Origin of the sequence: Paraglaciecola psychrophila 170 (assembly GCF_000347635.1) — a bacterium.
Taxonomy (GTDB): domain Bacteria; phylum Pseudomonadota; class Gammaproteobacteria; order Enterobacterales; family Alteromonadaceae; genus Paraglaciecola; species Paraglaciecola psychrophila.
In genome coordinates, this window is record NC_020514.1 from 3,171,277 (window position 1) to 3,189,602 (window position 18,326).

Annotated in this window: 15 protein-coding genes; 6 read left to right on the forward strand and 9 right to left on the reverse strand. The window is 40.7% G+C overall.

The genetic code is table 11. From position 1 onward, the window contains the following. Nucleotides 1-167 precede the first annotated feature (167 nt). A complete protein-coding gene (locus C427_RS13860) occupies nucleotides 168-1,313 on the reverse strand; it encodes an ice-binding family protein (RefSeq protein ID WP_007638704.1) in 1,146 nt (381 codons plus the stop codon). A 1,653-nt stretch (nucleotides 1,314-2,966) separates the two neighbouring features. Between C427_RS13860 and C427_RS13865 the strand changes: the two genes are divergently transcribed. Together C427_RS13865 and asnB are read left to right on the forward strand one after the other, a co-directional pair. Beyond that, nucleotides 2,967-5,438, forward strand: a complete 2,472-nt coding sequence (locus C427_RS13865; RefSeq protein ID WP_007638706.1) for a CehA/McbA family metallohydrolase — start codon at nucleotides 2,967-2,969, stop codon at nucleotides 5,436-5,438. A 131-nt stretch (nucleotides 5,439-5,569) separates the two neighbouring features. Continuing rightward, on the forward strand, nucleotides 5,570-7,486 hold the full coding sequence (asnB, locus tag C427_RS13870; protein ID WP_007638708.1) for an asparagine synthase (glutamine-hydrolyzing): 1,917 nt from the start codon (nucleotides 5,570-5,572) through the stop codon (nucleotides 7,484-7,486). 52 nt (nucleotides 7,487-7,538) lie between these two features. Here the strand turns inward: asnB and C427_RS13875 are convergent, their stop codons facing one another. The 3 genes from C427_RS13875 to C427_RS13885 form a co-directional block, all read right to left on the reverse strand. Continuing rightward, on the reverse strand, nucleotides 7,539-8,366 hold the full coding sequence (locus C427_RS13875; RefSeq protein WP_007638711.1) for a cache domain-containing protein: 828 nt from the start codon (nucleotides 8,364-8,366) through the stop codon (nucleotides 7,539-7,541). A 99-nt stretch (nucleotides 8,367-8,465) separates the two neighbouring features. Beyond that, a complete protein-coding gene (locus C427_RS13880; RefSeq protein ID WP_007638713.1) occupies nucleotides 8,466-9,143 on the reverse strand; it encodes a spermidine synthase in 678 nt (225 codons plus the stop codon). Nucleotides 9,144-9,413: 270 nt separating this feature from the next. Then, nucleotides 9,414-9,914 (reverse strand): lactoylglutathione lyase family protein, encoded by a 501-nt coding sequence (locus C427_RS13885; protein ID WP_007638715.1) that lies wholly within the window; start codon nucleotides 9,912-9,914, stop codon nucleotides 9,414-9,416. Nucleotides 9,915-10,006: 92 nt separating this feature from the next. Here C427_RS13885 and C427_RS13890 point away from each other — a divergent pair, with 92 nt between their 5' ends. The 4 genes from C427_RS13890 (at nucleotide 10,007) to C427_RS13905 (ending at nucleotide 13,211) form a co-directional block, all read left to right on the forward strand. After that, on the forward strand, nucleotides 10,007-10,879 hold the full coding sequence (locus C427_RS13890; RefSeq protein WP_081589021.1) for a LysR family transcriptional regulator: 873 nt from the start codon (nucleotides 10,007-10,009) through the stop codon (nucleotides 10,877-10,879). A gap of 94 nt (nucleotides 10,880-10,973) precedes the next feature. Continuing rightward, nucleotides 10,974-11,390 carry a DUF3429 domain-containing protein gene (locus C427_RS13895; protein WP_007638719.1) on the forward strand — a complete coding sequence of 139 codons (417 nt, stop codon included), beginning with the start codon at nucleotides 10,974-10,976 and terminating at the stop codon, nucleotides 11,388-11,390. A gap of 1 nt (nucleotide 11,391) precedes the next feature. Further along, nucleotides 11,392-11,994, forward strand: coding sequence for a bifunctional 2-polyprenyl-6-hydroxyphenol methylase/3-demethylubiquinol 3-O-methyltransferase UbiG (ubiG, locus tag C427_RS13900; protein WP_015430968.1), 603 nt, complete (start codon nucleotides 11,392-11,394; stop codon nucleotides 11,992-11,994). A 617-nt stretch (nucleotides 11,995-12,611) separates the two neighbouring features. Next, a complete protein-coding gene (locus C427_RS13905; RefSeq protein WP_007638727.1) occupies nucleotides 12,612-13,211 on the forward strand; it encodes a Yip1 family protein in 600 nt (199 codons plus the stop codon). Between the two features lie 82 nt (nucleotides 13,212-13,293). Here C427_RS13905 and purF read toward each other — a convergent pair whose 3' ends face one another. From purF to accD, 5 genes are all read right to left on the reverse strand, one after another. Then, a complete protein-coding gene (gene purF / locus C427_RS13910) occupies nucleotides 13,294-14,811 on the reverse strand; it encodes an amidophosphoribosyltransferase (RefSeq protein WP_007638728.1) in 1,518 nt (505 codons plus the stop codon). A gap of 13 nt (nucleotides 14,812-14,824) precedes the next feature. Then, nucleotides 14,825-15,313 (reverse strand): CvpA family protein, encoded by a 489-nt coding sequence (locus tag C427_RS13915; protein WP_007638736.1) that lies wholly within the window; start codon nucleotides 15,311-15,313, stop codon nucleotides 14,825-14,827. 179 nt (nucleotides 15,314-15,492) lie between these two features. Beyond that, nucleotides 15,493-16,158: an SPOR domain-containing protein gene (locus C427_RS13920; protein ID WP_007638738.1), complete on the reverse strand. Its 666-nt coding sequence runs from the start codon at nucleotides 16,156-16,158 to the stop codon at nucleotides 15,493-15,495. 4 nt (nucleotides 16,159-16,162) lie between these two features. Then, nucleotides 16,163-17,452 carry a bifunctional tetrahydrofolate synthase/dihydrofolate synthase gene (folC, locus tag C427_RS13925; protein ID WP_007638739.1) on the reverse strand — a complete coding sequence of 430 codons (1,290 nt, stop codon included), beginning with the start codon at nucleotides 17,450-17,452 and terminating at the stop codon, nucleotides 16,163-16,165. Nucleotides 17,453-17,455: 3 nt separating this feature from the next. Then, nucleotides 17,456-18,304 carry an acetyl-CoA carboxylase, carboxyltransferase subunit beta gene (accD, locus tag C427_RS13930; protein WP_007638740.1) on the reverse strand — a complete coding sequence of 283 codons (849 nt, stop codon included), beginning with the start codon at nucleotides 18,302-18,304 and terminating at the stop codon, nucleotides 17,456-17,458. Nucleotides 18,305-18,326 lie beyond the last annotated feature (22 nt).

The window sequence follows — 18,326 nt, forward strand, 5'->3', positions numbered from 1 at the left end:
AACGTCACGGTTAAGTAACAGTAAGTAAGTTTTAATATAATCAACTTAAATTTGAGTAATATGGGCTTTTATTCGCAGCGGTATTAGCTAAAAAACGCGTCAGTTAACGAGAAAGTGATGGACAACATTCTGAATCCATAGGCTCATCACCTGCAGAAATGTTTGTCTCATGATTGGCGTTTTAATCTACCGGCAAAAAACATTAAAGCAAAGCTAGAAATCATTAAACCAGTCGACGGCTCAGATACTAATACTGGATCAGTTACTACTGCTAATGACTTGTTTGAAATAACACCATTAGTAATATCAATGCCAGCAGCTAACCCATTAACTGAGCCAGTCCATGTATCTGTACCAAGGCAATTGGTAGATATCATTGTACCTATGCCAATGGCGGCGGTTGTATTCGTAAATAAATTTCCGCAACTAACGTCTGATGTAGCACCTGTTACAGCTCCTGTTACAAAAGCAACACCCACAAAAGAAGTACCCGCACCTAGACTTAGCGCACCGCCTAAATTCCAGATGACACTTGCACCTGCACCGGCGTTAACTATTTCAAGTTTAGTCCCGGCACCTAAGACCAGTGCTGCATCAAGATTAAAAACCCAAATAGGGTTTTCTTCACCCTTACCATCAAATTGAATGATTGCGTTTGCGGCTACAGTCACAGCAGTTCCTTCCCAGACTCCAGCCTCAAAAATAGCACTTCCATAACCCACATCCAATTCAAAATCAGAATCGAGGCTAGATAAGACTTCTTGGGCACTAACTATTTGTTCTAAAGCTGCGTCGACGTCAAAGGTATCTTTATATAAACTAATATCAGAAGCAGTAGAAATAAAAGCTGTTTTGCTGTTTGCCCCATCGCCAGTGATGGCCGCTGCGGCATATACGTCTTGTGAAATAGAAAGCGCGCCCAGAGTGACTGCTGCGGCAGAATAGATATTTCCAGCCAAACCACTAGCGGCCAATGTAACGGCGGCGTAAGAGTATATGTCTCCAGAAGAAGCGCCAGCCCCAACACCTGCGGCTGCGCCGGCATATATGTTTCCAGCGCTCCCCAAAGCCCCCGTAGAAACGGCGCCAGTGCTAGAAGATAGATTAGCGGTATTAGAGCCAGCACCGGTACCAATGAAAGCAAATGCTGCGACATCATTTGTTACAAGTGCTTCTGCTGATATATTAAGTGCGGCGCCAGACACCGCAGAATACCCAATCAAATCAGGACCGAGCAATAAGATTGCTGCAGGCCCTGTTGAGATAGATAATAATATGCTTCCTAAAAACAGTTTTGATAATTTACTGTTCATGATGAGTCCTAGTTTGAAATATAAACATTATTGATAATTCCATTGATGTTGTTACCAACAGCTAACTCTAATGTCGGCTTTCAAGTAATAAACAGTGCTGAAAAAGGAGAAAGGCATATCTCTCACCTATTGACTTTTTAGAGCAGAATTAACAGCGTCTTTTTATGCAGAGATTGCTTTTATAAATTTGCCTTCAATACAGCTTAGAATACCCTCTAATTCGCTAAGGTTTGATACCTGAGCACTTGCCTAAATATTGAAACCTTAATCTTACAACATTATAAAACTTATAAAGCTTGCCCGAAATTGAACTTTAGTATGTTGAACTTTAGTCTCATAAGGATCTGTATGCAGAAACTAGTTGGATAGCATTGCGCTAAATAAAGTCACCACATATCTAATTGAATAGAGCTTGATATCAGATAACTACCGCACGTACTAAGAGCTAATCTTGAGAATGAGAAGTAGAAAAAATTGTTGCGAAGGCTAGCTAATAAATCGATTTAAAACATTTAAGAACGCTTCAAAAATCAGTGTTGAGCATCCAAATGTGGGGTGTTGAAGTGCTTTTAGGGCGATCAGAACAGTTAAATTGACTCGTGAACACTTGTGGTAATGTATAGCTGTTCATAAAAACTTTTGATACTCAAAATTGAGCTTCAAAAGTGGATGATAAGCTGACACTGATTAAATTTAATAATCTTATAACAATGAGTTCACTTGGCGTTAACCACTACATTTTTAATTGCCGTTTTTAAGAGCGTTAAGATAAAAATTTATTGCGGGCTATACTTAGTTCGGGATAGCACATGTCAATGCTATTCTGGTTTGAGAAATAATCCCAGTGCGTTTTAAAATACTTTAATTCAGCATATAGTTGCATTCTTGGCCACTTGATGCGTGAAACTCCCGCCTCAGTTTTTTATCCAGAGTGCAACGGTTTCCTTCAATACATCCAACGAACAATCTAAATTGTGTAAGCGGCTCAGGGAGCGCGTATCATACCAAGGGTATCATCTGCCTGAAGATTGAGCTGGTATGTGACTGCGCCTAATTGTTGTTGCTACATCATTCGGTTAACCGGTAAAGCAAGTTGAGTGAGTTTTTTCTTACTTTTGTTACTGACTTTTTAATGTGCTTTATGGTGACCCGACAATAAAACTTTATGTGTCAGTCGAAAACAGAATCACTAAGATAAAAGTATCCTTCAGTAGACCATTCATAGCTTACGTCATTAAAATTAGAGATGGCATTATAAGAACAGCGGCTCTGACGATAAGGTTACTTTGTTTTATTTTTAACCATCCGCAAGCCATGTATCAAATCTAACATCTACTTTTATACTCACTACAAAACATACATTTTAGGTTAAGGTCCTGAATTAATTAGTAATAGTAATTAGGCTATGAAGTAGTGAAAACTCTTACTTGCTTGACTTAGCTAAGGTTACTCAAAAAATGACATAGCATATATTTCTAAGGTTCAAGCAGAATCCAATTAACTTTTTTACAGTATTTACATTTTTACCAACTTTACAAATAGAGTATTCGCAAATGACGCTAGTTACCCGAACAAGTTGTATCGTACAACTTGTATCGAACAAGGTATAATTGTATGTTGGTTTATATTCAGATAACTGGAATCAAATAGTTCATGCCAAGTCACAATAAAGCACCCGTGTATTTGCTACCCGCATCATTCTTACTGACTGTATTGATCATAATACAGCTGTTTTCAAATGTTGCGTTAGCGCAATGGGTTAATCACTACCCAAAACTTGATGATTTTGGTCATCATACTTACCTAGAGCAACATGAATTACCCATACTTGCATACGGTGTAACCGACCCCGCCCCCTCTCCTGATGGAAAAAGTATCGCCATCGCTTCTAAGGGTTGGCTATGGTTATTGGATATAGAAACGGGTGTGGCTAAGCGTTTAACAAATACAGAGGGTAATGATTCTCGTCCTCGCTGGTCACCTAATGGCAAGCGTCTAGCTTTTGTTCGGGATTATGGCAACGACACAGCGGTTGTGATCAAAGACATTAATAGTGGCAAAGAAACCCTTATTAACAGTACTGCTATTGATCTTGATCCTGAGTTTTCTGATAACTCAAGATTCTTGTTTTATACCAGCGGCATTTCAGGATCTCTTGAGCTGTACCAAAGAGATATTCAAAGTGGCACTCAACAGCAAATAACTTCATTGCCCGCTGTGGTCAGAAATACAAGACGTGTGGCCAATCAGCAAGGCATAGTTTACCTACACGGTAATGGCGCCCATCGTGTGTTAAGGCATCGTGATTTTTTGACTGGTTCCGATGAGATAATTCAAGCTCAAACCCTTGCTTATCATTTATCCAGCGATGTGCACCCCACTCTGCCATTGCTGGTTTATAGCGCTCCGATAGACAACAACTACCACCTGTGGACCATGGATATGTCTGATAAAAGAGTCAAACATAGGTTAACTGATGGTGAAAGTTTTGCTCTCACACCGGCCTTTAGTGCCGATGGAAATCATATCTATTTTGTTGAACTGGACGAAAACCGACAGTTTCGGCTGATGCAAATACCCACTTATGGTGGAAAACCTTCACCACTGCAAATAAAAAAATGGGTTTATGGTGAGGCCACAGGCACCCTAGATATTGCTATTTCAGATGAAAATAAAACGCCTATTGCAGCACGGGTTTCAATTATGTCTGCAAAAGGTCACTCGGTTGCCAATCCCATGGGTGCAACCTATGTCGACCCACAAACTGGGCGCAGTTACTTTTATGTCGATGGTTCAATCGATTTAACCTTGCCTACTGGTAAATATCAAGTGCTCGCAGCGCGTGGCTCTATTACAGAAATATTTTCAGCTAATGTAGAAATCAAACAGTCAAAAATCAATCATGTAAACATATCGCTTTCACCATTATGGAACAGCGCCGACGCAGGTTATGTTTCTGCTGATTTTCATGTGCATTTAAATGGAGATGGTCACCACCGTGCTAAACATGATGACGCATTGTTGTTAATGCGCGGAGAGGATTTAAATACACTGGCACCCATGTCTTGGAACCGCTGGGAAAGGCGAATAGACAGTGGGATTATTGGTAAGCGCAGCATTCAAGACGCGTATCAAATCATTCAAGGTCAAGAAGTCCGCTCACATTTTCATGGGCATATTGGGTTGCTTAATCTCAGTGAACCTTTTGCCCCTTGGTTTTTTGGCCCGAATAATCCGCTATTAGGCTCCCCTGACTTAACCAACGCAGACGTTTTTGCGTTTGCCAATAAAGTAGGCGCATTTGCGACTTACGTGCATCCAGTTGCTGCTGATGGTGACCCATTCGCTGAGGATGTGATAGCAAACATACCACTTGAGTTGTTGTCAGACGGTGTACTAGAACCCAAAATGGGCCTTGAGCTAGTATGTGCTTGGACTAGCCCATTAGGCACCTCCGATTTATGGTACAGGTTATTAAATATTGGTCGCCCCATTGTTGCAATGTCAGGCACAGATGGCTGGGTAGACTTTCACCGCACCCCAGCCGTTGGAACAGGGCGGGCCTACATCCGTCCATTAACCAATGAAAAGACAACCGATCCTGTTCTTGCCGGTGCGCTTGCAGGACGGAGTTTTGTCACTACTGGACCAATGCTCACATTTTCACTGGGCAACGGGATTAAACCTGGTGGCATTATCGATAGTGGCAAACAAGAATATACATTGAACATCACCAGCACCGTTGACTTAGAAATAGTCGAAATCATGGTGAATGGTCAAGTAGGGCAAACACTCAAGGGCATCAAGGCTGGTAAAACAACACGTTTTCAAGGTTTCATTGAAGTACCTGAAGGTGGTTGGGTTGCTGCGCGGGCTTATTCCGCAAATCAGCGGGCTGATAGTTGGCCCACTATGCATGTAAGACCTTTTGCGCATTCCTCACCCATTTGGATAAAACAAATTGGTAGCACCGATAAAACTGCAAAGGCCGCGGCGGCGGCAGACCTTATTCGCGCAATAAATGCAGCACAAGATAAAGCTAAAAAAGCTTATGGAGAACGTCCTATGCCAAGGCTGTATCAACGTTTCAAGGATGCAAATAAAGCACTTGAGGCTATGCTCTAAAGGCATGAGTAATGATAATTACTTATTAATTTAATGGAATTGCTGTAGGTGTGTTCAGTCATACTTTTTAGTTTAACTTTGCATAATCCACCGGCTGAGTAACCTGATAAAGAGTATTAAGGAAGCAACACATGTGTGGAATATTTGCAGCGATGACACGAAATGGACTGCCAGCTGATCGCTGCAAAGCCGCCATTAATTCTTTATACCATCGTGGACCAGACGGCTCTGATAGCTGGACATCAAATGATGGGCGTTGGGTACTAGGGCACACTAGGTTATCTATTATTGGTTTGAATAATGGCGAGCAACCTATGATTAGCCCTGACGGTGCGATTCATTTAGTGGTCAATGGAGAGTTTTACGGTTACCGAGAGATCCGTGAAAAACTCCAAGCAAGCGGCTATCAATTTAAAACTGACAGCGATAGTGAAATTGCCTTGCATCTTTATCATGAGCGCGGCATGCAAGTTGCCACTGAATTGCGCGGTGAATTTGCGGTTATCATTGCCGATGAGCGCAAGCAAATTATGATCGCTATACGCGACCGCTTTGGGGTTAAGCCTCTTTATTACGCTGCAATAAACGGAAACTTTTATTTTGCCTCAGAAATAAAAACCTTATTAGCATTAGGCGTACCTGCAAAATGGGATCTTGAAGGTGCGTCAGCAGGTCCAAGTAGAGCCCATGAAACAACAGAGTTTGCTAACATCTACTCAGTGCCACAAGGGTGTTATGCCATTGCCAAAGACGGGAACGTGCGGATTTATACCTATTGGGATTGGGAGTTTCCAACCGCAGCACAAATGAAAATGGATCAGCGCAGTGAAGCTGAAGTAGTAGACGAATTTCGTGAAGCACTGCAGGGTTCTATTCAGCAAAGGCTGGTTGCCGATGTCGAAGTCGCTTCCTACCTCAGTGGGGGCATCGATTCCTGTGCGGTTTTGGGGTTGGCACAACAATGCATGGATCGGCCTATCCGTGCGTTTACATTAACGTTTGATAATCCATTATACGATGAAGCTGCCATTGCTGAGGCGACAGCCAAACATGTTGGTGCTTCTTATCACCCCATACATATAACAGGACGTGACATTGCAGATTCTTACTCAGAGGCAGTTTGGCATAGTGAAACCCAAATGTTTAACGGCCATGGCGTTGCAAAATATCTTCTTAGTCGTGAAGTCCAAAAAGCAGGGATCAAGGTAGTTTTTACCGGTGAAGGGGCCGATGAAATGCTGGGAGGGTATCCATTTTTCAGAATTGATGCTCTGAACCATAATCCCGACTTGAGTAGCGCCGAAAAAGTGGCATTTATGAAAGAAATGTTGGGTAGTAATCAAGCCACAAGCGCGATCACGATGCCGGAGCAAATTAACGATGAAGAAATGCAGGCCATTCAGCGTCGGCTTGGATGGGCGCCTGCGAGTCTAAATGTCAGCATGGCAATGAGAAATGGAATAGCCCCATTTTGGTCCAACGAATTAAATGAGCAAGTTCAACAACGCCATCCAATAGCATCAGGTCTCGACCGTTTACATCTTGCTCAACGTGTTGCAGGACGCGATCATCTGAATCAGGCGTTGTACATTCATTCTAAAACTATGTTGCCTAATTTTATTCTGAATTATTTAGGTGATCGCATGGAAATGGCGCACTCCATTGAAGGGCGAGTGCCTTTTCTTGATCACCATGTGGCTGAAGTAGCGGCTCGTGTACCAGTGAACATGAAAGTAAAAGGTATTCGCGAAAAACATGTACTTCGAGAAGCAGCTAAAGACGTTCTACTGCCCGAAGTTTACAACCGTCAAAAACACCCTTTTACAACACCACCCGCACGTGACAAAAAAGACCCGATATTAGCGTTTTATCATGATACGTTCACGTCGCAAGCAGCTAAAGAACAACCTATTTACGACATGCAAAAAGCCAATTCAGCTCTGGATAAACTATTTGAGTGTTCTGATGAACAACGTATGGCAACGGAAGCCTCTTTACAACGAATTGCTAGTGCGATCATCATGCAACAGAAATTTGGCATGAGTTAAATACCAAACTAATTCAGGTGAGTAACTCAATAAATAAGAGTATGTGATGCAGTTAATCAATTACTTTGGATACGTTTGCCACGACATACCAATTCATACTTGGAATATAGCTGGCACCCAACAACCTATCTGTCGCTGGGTAGAACTCCATAAAGCCAGAAGCATTTGGCTGCAATAACCTATCAATAATGTCCTTAGAAAACACATTTTGCAGGCTTTTGATACCTGCAACATCGGCTTCTGCATGAACTTGAATTTTGCCTAAATTATCGACTAAGTAAATGTCACCATGTTTAGCAAAAAGTGAATTTTTTAATATCTCCAAGACGCCATCAAATGAAGTGGCAATACCCGACAATCCATTGCCATCTGTTTGCTGATAATTAACATAAACGTCAACACGATTTTTGTTTTTATCGTGATATACACTGATAAGGTCTGACTCACCACTTTTTAAATACGCAAAATACCAAGTATCAATTTCTGGCTGTAATACTCTTAAGAACCCTTCGTGATTCCAATACTTATGGGTGTTTTTATCCGCAAACGAAGCACTAGTAAGGCCGTACTCTTTGACTAAAAAACCAAGCTTATTAACTAATATTGACTCTTTATCAGCCGTAAATCCTGTCGCTACCCAGTCATGAATATGTTTATCATTGGCAAGGGTTTTAGCGATTAATTTCATACTTGAGATGCGGGCATCAATGTTTTGACTGAGGTTGACCAGCGAAAAATTAAACTGTTGCTGCAGCAAGCGTTTCTCGGTCGTTTTCGCATCTATGCAAACATAGATGAGTAACAGCGACAAACACACCATAACCAATAAACCTGATGCGATTAGTTTATTGATATGTTTGGCTAAAAAGGGTTTAGACATTTATAAGGCACTCTCTATTATAAGTTTCAGTATGTTTGAACACTGGCTAAAAATGTTTATTTAAATGGGGCAATGTTGTTAGCATCGACTCAACATACATTAAGGTTTACGGGCCAAGAAAATAGTATGCCGACTGCCTTTTCCTGGGCGTGCCCGCACAACACGTGAATCAGCTTTAAATCCAGCCTTTTTTAGACGTACCGTGAACTGTTCATCAGGACCAGCGGACCATATGGCCAACATCCCTTTCGGTCGCAGGGTTTTGTATATGTTGTCCAAGCCTTGCAGTGAATAAATACTGTTATTGCCCTTTTGAGTCAACCCCTCAGGGCCATTATCAACATCCAATAAAATAGCATCGAAGGTAGGTTGTTTAATATTAAGTAGTACCCTTACATCGCCAATATGCACCTTAGTGCGAGAGTCTTGCAGAGGATTGTTTGCGCAGTTACCAAGAGGCCCTTGATTCCACACCACAACTTCAGGGATCAGTTCTGCCACTGTGACTTGAGAGTTTGAAGTAACTGCTTTTAATGCTGCAGCCAAGGTATACCCCATACCTAAACCGCCTACTAAAACTTGTGCATTGTCGGTTGAATTAAGATAAGCACAGCCCAGTTCTGCAAGCACTTTTTCTGAGTTGTACAGACGACTATTCATTAGTTCGCCGCGAATACCCGAAAGGCGAATAGAAAATTCATCTCCTCTTTGAGAAAACTTTAATTCACCACCATTATTGGGAATTTGTGCGCTGCCAAGTTGGGTCCATGGGATCATAATACTGCCTAATGAATATGTGTATAGAGAACTGTGGACGCGGACTTTAGCATAATTGACAATACAAACTTTATACATTGCCAGCTACTCAATAAAAAACCAAGCTGAGTCATGTTTGAGTCATAACATGGAACACACGATCTACAAATGCCGATTTACAAATGCATATCTACAAATCCGTACTTACTATCACTCATCTATCGACTGTCAAGGAAAGGAAAGGAAAGGAAACGTTACCAACACAATATTGGTAACGTTCAAAATAATTACCTAATACGCGCCATCGGCATACGTTAACTCGTAGCTATGGCTGTATATTTCCAAAATATTACCAAAAGGGTCTTCCATGTAAATCATACGATAAGGTTTTTTGCCCGGATAGTAATAACGGGGTGCTTGCATGCGCTTTTTACCACCAGCAGCCACTATTTTATCTGCTAACCCCTCTACATCAGGATCTTGAACACAGAAATGGAATACACCTGTTTTCCAATATTCAAAATTATCCTTAGGGTTTTCCTGTCCTTTAAATTCGAATAATTCAACACCGACCCTATCGCCTGTAGACAGATGTGCAATGCGAAAATGCTCCCAACCGGCACCAAAAACATCAGTACACATTACGCCAATAGAAGAATCATCTTCAGTAATTTCAGTGGGTGTCATAATAAGATACCACCCAAGTACCTCCGTATAAAACTTAACCGCTGCGTCTAAGTCAGGCACGGAAATTCCGATGTGGGAAAATGTTCGTGGATATTGCTTGTTCATTATTTGTCTCCTGTTAATTGATTGACAAAGTATACATTTCACATTACATCACTTAAAATTATCATTCTTTATGAATATAAGTACTTTTTGTAATGATAAATCAAATTCTATTAAAGACTTTTTGTACCCTTGCAAATGTAGGACATTTCACCCGAACGGCTGAAAAGCTATTTATGACGCAGTCGGGAGTAAGCCAGCATATTAAAAAATTGGAAAATCAGCTTGATAGCCAATTATTAATTAGAGAAGGGAAGTCATTTTCATTAACGGCGGCTGGATTTCAGTTACACCAAAAAGGCCTTGAACTTTTACGTGCAAGTGATGAGTTAGAGGCATTAATTAAACAAGATAAGGCTTATGTTGGCCGAGTCAAGATTGCCTCGCCTGGCAGTGTTGGTTTAAAACTTTATTCTCATTTACTCAACTTACAGCAACATCATCCAGAGTTAGTGATTGATTTTAGATTTGCTCCCAATAAAGCGATACAACAAGAGTTAGTAGACCGAACATTGGATGTAGCTCTGATCACAGAATTGACTAATAATAGTAGTTTGCTAAGCGAAAAAATTGCTGAAGAGCCTCTAGTATTAGTCACCTCGAACGAGGTTAGGTCGGTGAATTGGCAAACGTTGATAGAGCTAGGCTTTATTTCACATCCCGACGCTGAACATCATAGCAGACAACTACTGAGTATGAATTTCACAGCCTTTGAGCATGTAGAACAATTTCGCTGCAAAGGTTTTTCAAATCAAATCAGTTTGATATTGGATCCTGTCAGTAGAGGATTTGGATTCACTGTACTTCCATTGTTTGCAGTAAAAGCATATTCGCACCAGAATGCTATAAAGATACACCCATTAAAAACATCAGTGAGTGAAAACCTCTACTTATGCGTTAACCGGCACTCAATCCTGTCTAACAGAACTCAGTTTATTAAATCGGTGGTAACCGATTATCTGCAATAATCATATTGTATTCGACACGTTTGATCCTTTTGACTACTGAGTCCTTAAGCAACAGTACTAAGTTTATTTATATTTAAGGTCTAAAACCTACACAATGCCATCAACTATAAAAATACTGGGTTATGCAGGGTTAATTCCGTTTTTTGGCTTAGCTGTTTTATCTTTAACATTAAACGACAACACATTGGTCATAGACTCCCTTTCCCTTTATGCATTTGGTATTTTCACATTTTTATGTGGCGCTTGGTGGCCAACAACGGATATGCAGAACGCTAAATTCTGGCGTATTGTATTAAGTAACTTCTTATTTCTAACTGCATTTTTTGTATTTTTACTTTTATCTAATCAATGGTTAGCAATAGGATCGCTATTATTCATACTTATTTGGGCGATTGAACGTTTCAGTTCATTAATTCCCCAGCACTCTCTTTCCTACAGTAAAATGCGCACGGTCCTGACATTTGTCGCCAGCCTAAGCATGATAACAACTTATCTATTTGGAGCAGTATAAAGTGGCAAACCTGAAGTCAGTAAATATTGACCCTAAAGAAGTCGCCTATTATGAAAAACTGGCGGGAACATGGTGGGACATTGATGGCCCGTTCTGGCCTCTACATAAACTCAATGCACTAAGAATTGACTGGATTCTGGGGCAGCTTAAAACACAAAATCAAAAGCAACAGCCGTTAGCTGGGTTGAAAGTCCTAGATATTGGTTGCGGCGGTGGCATATTGAGCGAGTCATTGGCTAAACAAGGTGCCGATGTAACGGCAATAGACGTGGTCGATAAAAATATTATGGTGGCTAAAGCGCATGCGAAGCAGAACGGGCTTAAAATTGACTATAAATTAATCAGCGTTGAAAAAATGGTTGAAACCAAACAACAATTTGACTTAGTGTTTAACATGGAAGTTGTTGAACACGTAGTAGATGTAAGCAGCTTTATTCGCAGTTGTAATGCATTGGTGAAACCCCAAGGCACACAGTTTATTGCTTCTATCAATCGTAATTGGCTAGTCTTTTATCATCGCTTATTTTTGGTGCAGAGTATGTCACTGGTTTATTACCAAAAGGCACACATCACTATAATAAGTTGGTTAAGCCAAGTGAAATAATACCTTTGTTACATGACGATGGATTTGAGTTAATCGCCACCACTGGGGTAGCCGTTAACCCCATAAAACGTAGCATGAAGTTAATCAAACCAACTTGGGTGAATTATATGTTGGCGGCGCAAAAACAAAGCAGGTAATCAAGGCGAGGGGAAAACGGGAAAACTAATCAAGGGCCTTAAAAAGGTGAAGTATCAGCATCATAGCGATGACTCTCGCGATTATAAATGCAACCATATGACCAGCATTCAATCTAATTGCAGACCAGTTAAATGGTTACTGTTTCGGAATAAAAAGTAATAAACAACATTATTAGCGAGATTGTAAAATTTCGTTATCCTGGTTGTTTTTGAATATAAGTAAATATAAAAATATCCAGTGCTTAACATTTAAGCACTTAAAATCTCTTATCTCCGCTTTTTTACAATTTCATACCAGATTAATACTTAACCATATATTTAACTAAGCAAGTTAACCTTGATCAAGATCAATTAGCTTACGAAGACCATGATAAAAAGGTTGACGCTTAGAGTCTACTCACAGACAATAAATGTTAATGATATGTTTAATATAGATTAACAAAACGTATTTACCTTTAATAACATAAGAGACTGATCTGTATGATTTTAAACCACCTGTGGGGATTATATACACATCCAAAAGAAGAGTGGCACTCAATCGACCAACGTCACGAGAGTTACTTTTACAGTTTGAGTCATATAGCCGTCATTTCTTTAATACCTGTTTTGATGGGTTATTATTCTGCGGCGCATCTTGGTTGGAGTATCGGTGTAGGTGATATTATTAAATTAACACCGAATAGCGCTATGCTGATGAGCATAGGTATGTACTTCGGTTTAATGACAGGTGTGATCGCCTTAGCAATGTTAATTCATGAACTAGCTAAAGCATTCGATGCAACACCGACTTATACCCAGTCACTTGAACTGGCAGCTTATACTGCAACACCACTGTTTATGGTGGGCTTTGCAGCTTTCCTTCCAGTGTTATGGTTTGTTATGCTTGTTGGGTTAATTGGCTTAACCTATTCAGTATATTTACTCTATGCAGGTACACCAATATTAATGCATATTCCAGAAGGAAAAGGGTTTATTTATGCAAGTTCAGTGGTCACTTGTGGCTTAGTATTGCTCGCGATATTAATGGCAGCGTCGGTTATTCTATGGAGTATGGGCATGGGCCCTGTGTACGTGGGTTAAAGCCTATATGTGACGTACAAAAAAGCCACGTTTTATACAAACGTGGCTTTTTTATGCTTTTAAAAGTGACAAAAAGTATCGCCTAGTCTTGACTCATATTGTGCATTTCTAAATTACTCAATTCTGTTTGCATACCTTCATTTTTTGTTTCTTCATTACGCATATTATCTATACGCTGCAAATATGCATTATCTACATCACCCGTAATATAATTTCCATCAAACACTGAGGTTTCAAAACGTTTAATGTCAGGGTTCAACTCACGAACCGCATCAATTAAATCATCGAGGTCTTGAAAAATCAAGCCATCAGCACGGATCAGATCACTGATCTGTTCAATCTCACGACCATATGCAATCAGCTCATTAGCTGATGGCATATCAATACCATACACATTAGGAAAACGAATTTCAGGGGCTGCAGAGGCAAAGTATACTTTCTTAGCGCCAGACTCACGCGCCATTTCAATAATTTGCTCTGATGTAGTGCCTCGAACGATCGAATCATCCACCAAGAGCACACTCTTATCTTTAAATTCTGAGGGAATAGCATTCAGTTTTCGGCGCACCGACTTACGGCGCATGGTTTGTCCTGGCATAATAAACGTACGGCCAATATAACGGTTTTTAACAAACCCTTGGCGATAAGGTTTATCTAACTCGAGAGCAATTTGAAGTGCAACATCGGTAGACGTTTCTGGAATAGGGATAACCACATCAATATCTAAATCAGCCCACTCTTTAGCAATTTTTTGCCCCAGTTTTCGGCCCATATTCACTCTAGAGGCATAGACAGAAATGCCGTCAATAAACGAATCTGGACGAGCAAAATACACGAACTCAAATATGCAAGGAGCACTAATAGGTTGATGCGCACATTGTTGAGTGTGCAACTCGCCTGACTCGGTCACATAAACTGCTTCGCCAGGTGCCACATCACGGATAAAGGTAAAACCAACCGCGTCAAGTGCCACACTTTCTGAGGCCACCATATATTCATCACCGAACTCAGTTTTGCGTTTACCTAAGGATAACGGGCGGATCCCAAATGGGTCTCTAAATGCCAACATGCCATTGCCAATAATAACAGCGACAACAGCGTAAGCACCGCGGATTTTTAAATGCACCTTGGAGACAGCTTTAAACACCTCTTCTGGTGTTAAGTGTAAACCTTCACAATTTTGCAATTCATGGGCAATAATGTTCAACAACAACTCAGAATCTGAGGTGGTATTGATATGCCTTTTGGCCACTTTTGCCACTTCATCTTTAAGCTCGTGTGCGTTGGTTAAATTACCGTTATGAGCAAAAGCAATACCGTAGGGAGAGTTAACATAAAAAGGTTGTGCTTCTGCTGAGCTTGAACTGCCAGCAGTGGGATAACGAACGTGACCAATACCAAATTGCCCCGTTAGTCTTTTCATATGACGAGTATGAAACACATCTCGAACCAATCCATTGTCTTTCCTGAGATGGATCACACCATCATCTACAGTGACTATGCCAGCGGCGTCTTGGCCACGATGCTGGAGTACAGTCAAGGCATCGTACAAAGCTTGATTAACAGGGCTTTTACCCACTATTCCGACAATACCACACATGCTATTTACCTTTTTATACTGGCTTTATAAAACTTGAGTTGTTTTGTAAATATTCAAAAAACCACTCAATGATTAAACTAAATTCTGGAATAAGAACGGACGTTTCCCACCATGTTGATGCTGACACAGGGGTAAAAGTATCTAAGAAAAATAACAACGCACTCACAATTAAAACACCTCGCAAAGCACCAAAAACCAGTCCTAACGCACGATCTGTACCTGTCAGCCCTGTGAACTGAACTAATTGAGAAATCAGATAATTCACTAATCCACCTATCACTAAAGTCGATACAAACAAGATGGCAATGGCTACACCATTACGGATCATCAAGTCATCAAATTTAGTGAGATAAGTGGCAAGGTCTGCATAAAATTGGCTGGCTATAAAAAACGCACTAAACCAAATTGCCAAGGAAATAGCTTCTTTTACAAAGCCTCTAATTATGCTGATTACAGCGGAAAGTAAAGTTACACATAATATGGCGTAGTCAATCCAATTCATAAGATTCGTTTTTACCGCTTAAATGACGTAACGTTAAGATGAACTAGCTTCCTAACGCCACAGAATTAAATTCGCGCGCATTCTACCAAAAGGTCTAGCGAAAATCCTGATAATTTTGTTACAACTTGGAATAACTGGGAATCTTTTAACCAATTTACTGTTGAACATTACCCGATGAATTATTGAACAGTAAAAGGTGTCACCCTACCCTGCAAGTTAGTTAATTCTTTTAGGTGGGAAAGTGCATTTTCTAAATTATTTTTTTGCAGATCAGGACCAACAAACACTTTTGTTAAGATCCCGGAATTGGTTTTCACTGGACGGCTGAAAGCCCGATAGCCTGCTTTCTCTAAACGATTTAATAACTCTTTTACATTCTTCTGATGGCGAAAGCTGCCTAGCTGAACCACCCAACCTGCACTGGCTAATAGCCTATCAACATCTTGTTCTACAACTGTTTGCTGCTGTAAACTGCTGGTTTTGGTTTTGTTTGCCTTTGATGTTTGCACCACTGCGGCAGACTCGCTTGCTTGGTATACATCAGGCACTTGCACATCTGTAGTTCGGCTTTCAGATTTGGTCGCAGCAGGTAAGTTAGAAGCGAGGTTATCATCGACTGCTTGCTCAGAAATGACTTCGACTTTACGTGTCGCCGCTTCTTTTACTTTATCGGTGTCGAATGAAGAAGGTGATTGAACCGTTTTCATTGAAGGCTTTTGTGGCAGTTTAACAAATAAATCACGCTTTGATTCTTGTTTCCCATCTAATAAGTCAGGTAAAAAAATCACGACTATGGCAACAACTATTGCGGTTCCTACCAAGCGATTTTGTAATGCGGATGACACTCTTCTACACCTTTTCTTGAGGGGTTATCGTCGCAATTTTCAATACATTTGTAACCGTAAAAAAAGATCCAAAAACGACTACTAAATCATCTTCTTTGGCATTTTCTAAAGCACATTGATAAGCGACTTCGACTGAGACATATTCTAACACTTTTTGCTTTGAGCTTAACACAGCAGAAACCAATCTACTTGACTGCGCCCCTCGAACAACATCTAAAGTAGCGCAATACCAAACTGATACAACAGGCAACATGTGAGAAAGCGTTGCCTCAATATCTTTGTCTGCCAACATACCTACAACCGCTATAACGCGTTTATATTGCATATTTCTAATATCGAAGGCTAACAAACTCGTAGCATGCGGGTTATGTGCTACATCTAACATAACGCAGGGTTTATTTTGTATAACCTGGCGCCTTCCGGGCAAACTGGTTTGATTAATTACCTGTGTCATCTGGAAATCGTCTAAATTCAATCCTAATATTTCGATGACTTGTAATGCTGTTGAGGCATTTTGAGCGGGGATATTAGGAATAGGTAGATTGTCATAACGACTATTAACACCTTGCCAATGAAATCCTTTCGTGTCTAGTTGGAATTGAAAATCAGTACCTTGCCATACAGGTTTGACCTGATAACTAGAGGCGGCCTCTACTAGTGTAATGGGGGGATGGGGTTCACCAATAACAGCGGGAATATTAGCTCTAAATATACCCGCCTTTTCAATAGCAATTAATTCTTTAGTATGACCAAGCCAATCTTGATGGTCTAAATCAATACTGGTTATTACAGCGATAGTGGCATCGACAATATTAATAGCATCTAATCGCCCACCTAACCCCACTTCTAACAACAAATAATCTGCACTGGAGTCAGCCATGAGTTGCAGTGCCGCTAGTGTGCCAAATTCAAAATAGGTTAATGAAGTAACGCCTCGCGCTTTATCTACCTTCAAAAATGCTTGGCAGTGAGCTTTTTCTGTCAGCATGGCGCCAGCAACTCTGACACGCTCACGGTAATCTAAAAGGTGCGGTGAACTAAATACAGCGACTGAATGTTTTGACGCCAATAAAGCTTGCTCAATAAAGGCACAGGTAGTGCCCTTACCATTAGTACCGGCAACAGTGATAATGGTTCGCTGGCTGAGATCCACTTGCATATTGCAAAAAACCTCGGCAACCCGTTCTAATCCCAACTCAATGTTGCTTGGATGAACCTGTTCAAGATAAGTCAGCCATTGGTTTAATGTCCAAGCCTCTTTTTCAGAGGCTTGAGTGGTGGAGATATAAGACATTATTTAATGATGTTGGTGATGCAGTTTCGACAATAAACTATATAACTTGTCGCGCATTTCACGGCGATCGACAATGATATCAATCGCACCTTTTTCTAACAAAAATTCACTGCGTTGAAATCCTGCAGGTAATGTTTCACGCACCGTTTGTTCAATCACTCTTGGACCTGCAAAGCCAATCAAAGCTTTAGGCTCTGCTACGTTCACGTCACCCAACATAGCTAAACTTGCAGAGACGCCACCCATAGTCGGATCAGTCATAACTGAAATATACGGCAACCCTTTATCGCTCATTTTAGCTAATGCTGCACTTGTTTTAGCCATCTGCATCAAAGACAAAAGTGCCTCTTGCATACGTGCTCCTCCACTCGTTGAAAAACAAATAAGTGGCGTATTATTTTCTAAACAGGCATTCACTGCTTTAACAAATCTAGCACCCACAACTGAAGCCATCGAGCCGCCCATGAAGGCAAACTCAAATGCAGCCACAACAACGGGCATACCGTTCAGTTTACCCTGCATCACAACTATCGCGTCTTTTTCTTTGGTGGCCTTTTGAGCGCTACTTAATCTGTCTTTATATTTCTTGGAATCTTTAAATTTCAGTAAATCTTGTGGCTCTAAATCTGCGCCCAACTCGACCCTATCACCTTGGTCTAAAAAGTGATTGATCCGTGCGCGTGCGGTAATACGCATATGGTGATCACATTTAGGGCAAACGCCTAACTGCTTTTCTAACTCTGTTTTATACAGAACAGCTGCACATTCACTGCATTTAGTCCAAATTCCTTCTGGCACGTTACTTTTAGTCAATGACTTAGTGCGTGGTAGTATTTTTTCAATCCAACTCATATCAAATCCTGTTATGCAATTT

Excerpts from the sequence above, each read along its gene's own strand:
- C427_RS13860 (WP_007638704.1), bottom strand. The coding sequence starts at position 1,313 with ATGAACAGTAAATTATCAAAACTGTTTTTAGGAAGCATATTATTATCT.
- C427_RS13865 (WP_007638706.1), top strand. The coding sequence starts at position 2,967 with ATGCCAAGTCACAATAAAGCACCCGTGTATTTGCTACCCGCATCATTC.
- asnB (WP_007638708.1), top strand. The coding sequence starts at position 5,570 with ATGTGTGGAATATTTGCAGCGATGACACGAAATGGACTGCCAGCTGAT.
- C427_RS13875 (WP_007638711.1), bottom strand. The coding sequence starts at position 8,366 with ATGTCTAAACCCTTTTTAGCCAAACATATCAATAAACTAATCGCATCA.
- C427_RS13880 (WP_007638713.1), bottom strand. The coding sequence starts at position 9,143 with ATGATCCCATGGACCCAACTTGGCAGCGCACAAATTCCCAATAATGGT.
- C427_RS13885 (WP_007638715.1), bottom strand. The coding sequence starts at position 9,914 with ATGAACAAGCAATATCCACGAACATTTTCCCACATCGGAATTTCCGTG.
- C427_RS13890 (WP_081589021.1), top strand. The coding sequence starts at position 10,007 with ATGATAAATCAAATTCTATTAAAGACTTTTTGTACCCTTGCAAATGTA.
- C427_RS13895 (WP_007638719.1), top strand. The coding sequence starts at position 10,974 with ATGCCATCAACTATAAAAATACTGGGTTATGCAGGGTTAATTCCGTTT.
- C427_RS13905 (WP_007638727.1), top strand. The coding sequence starts at position 12,612 with ATGATTTTAAACCACCTGTGGGGATTATATACACATCCAAAAGAAGAG.
- purF (WP_007638728.1), bottom strand. The coding sequence starts at position 14,811 with ATGTGTGGTATTGTCGGAATAGTGGGTAAAAGCCCTGTTAATCAAGCT.
- C427_RS13915 (WP_007638736.1), bottom strand. The coding sequence starts at position 15,313 with ATGAATTGGATTGACTACGCCATATTATGTGTAACTTTACTTTCCGCT.
- folC (WP_007638739.1), bottom strand. The coding sequence starts at position 17,452 with ATGTCTTATATCTCCACCACTCAAGCCTCTGAAAAAGAGGCTTGGACA.
- accD (WP_007638740.1), bottom strand. The coding sequence starts at position 18,304 with ATGAGTTGGATTGAAAAAATACTACCACGCACTAAGTCATTGACTAAA.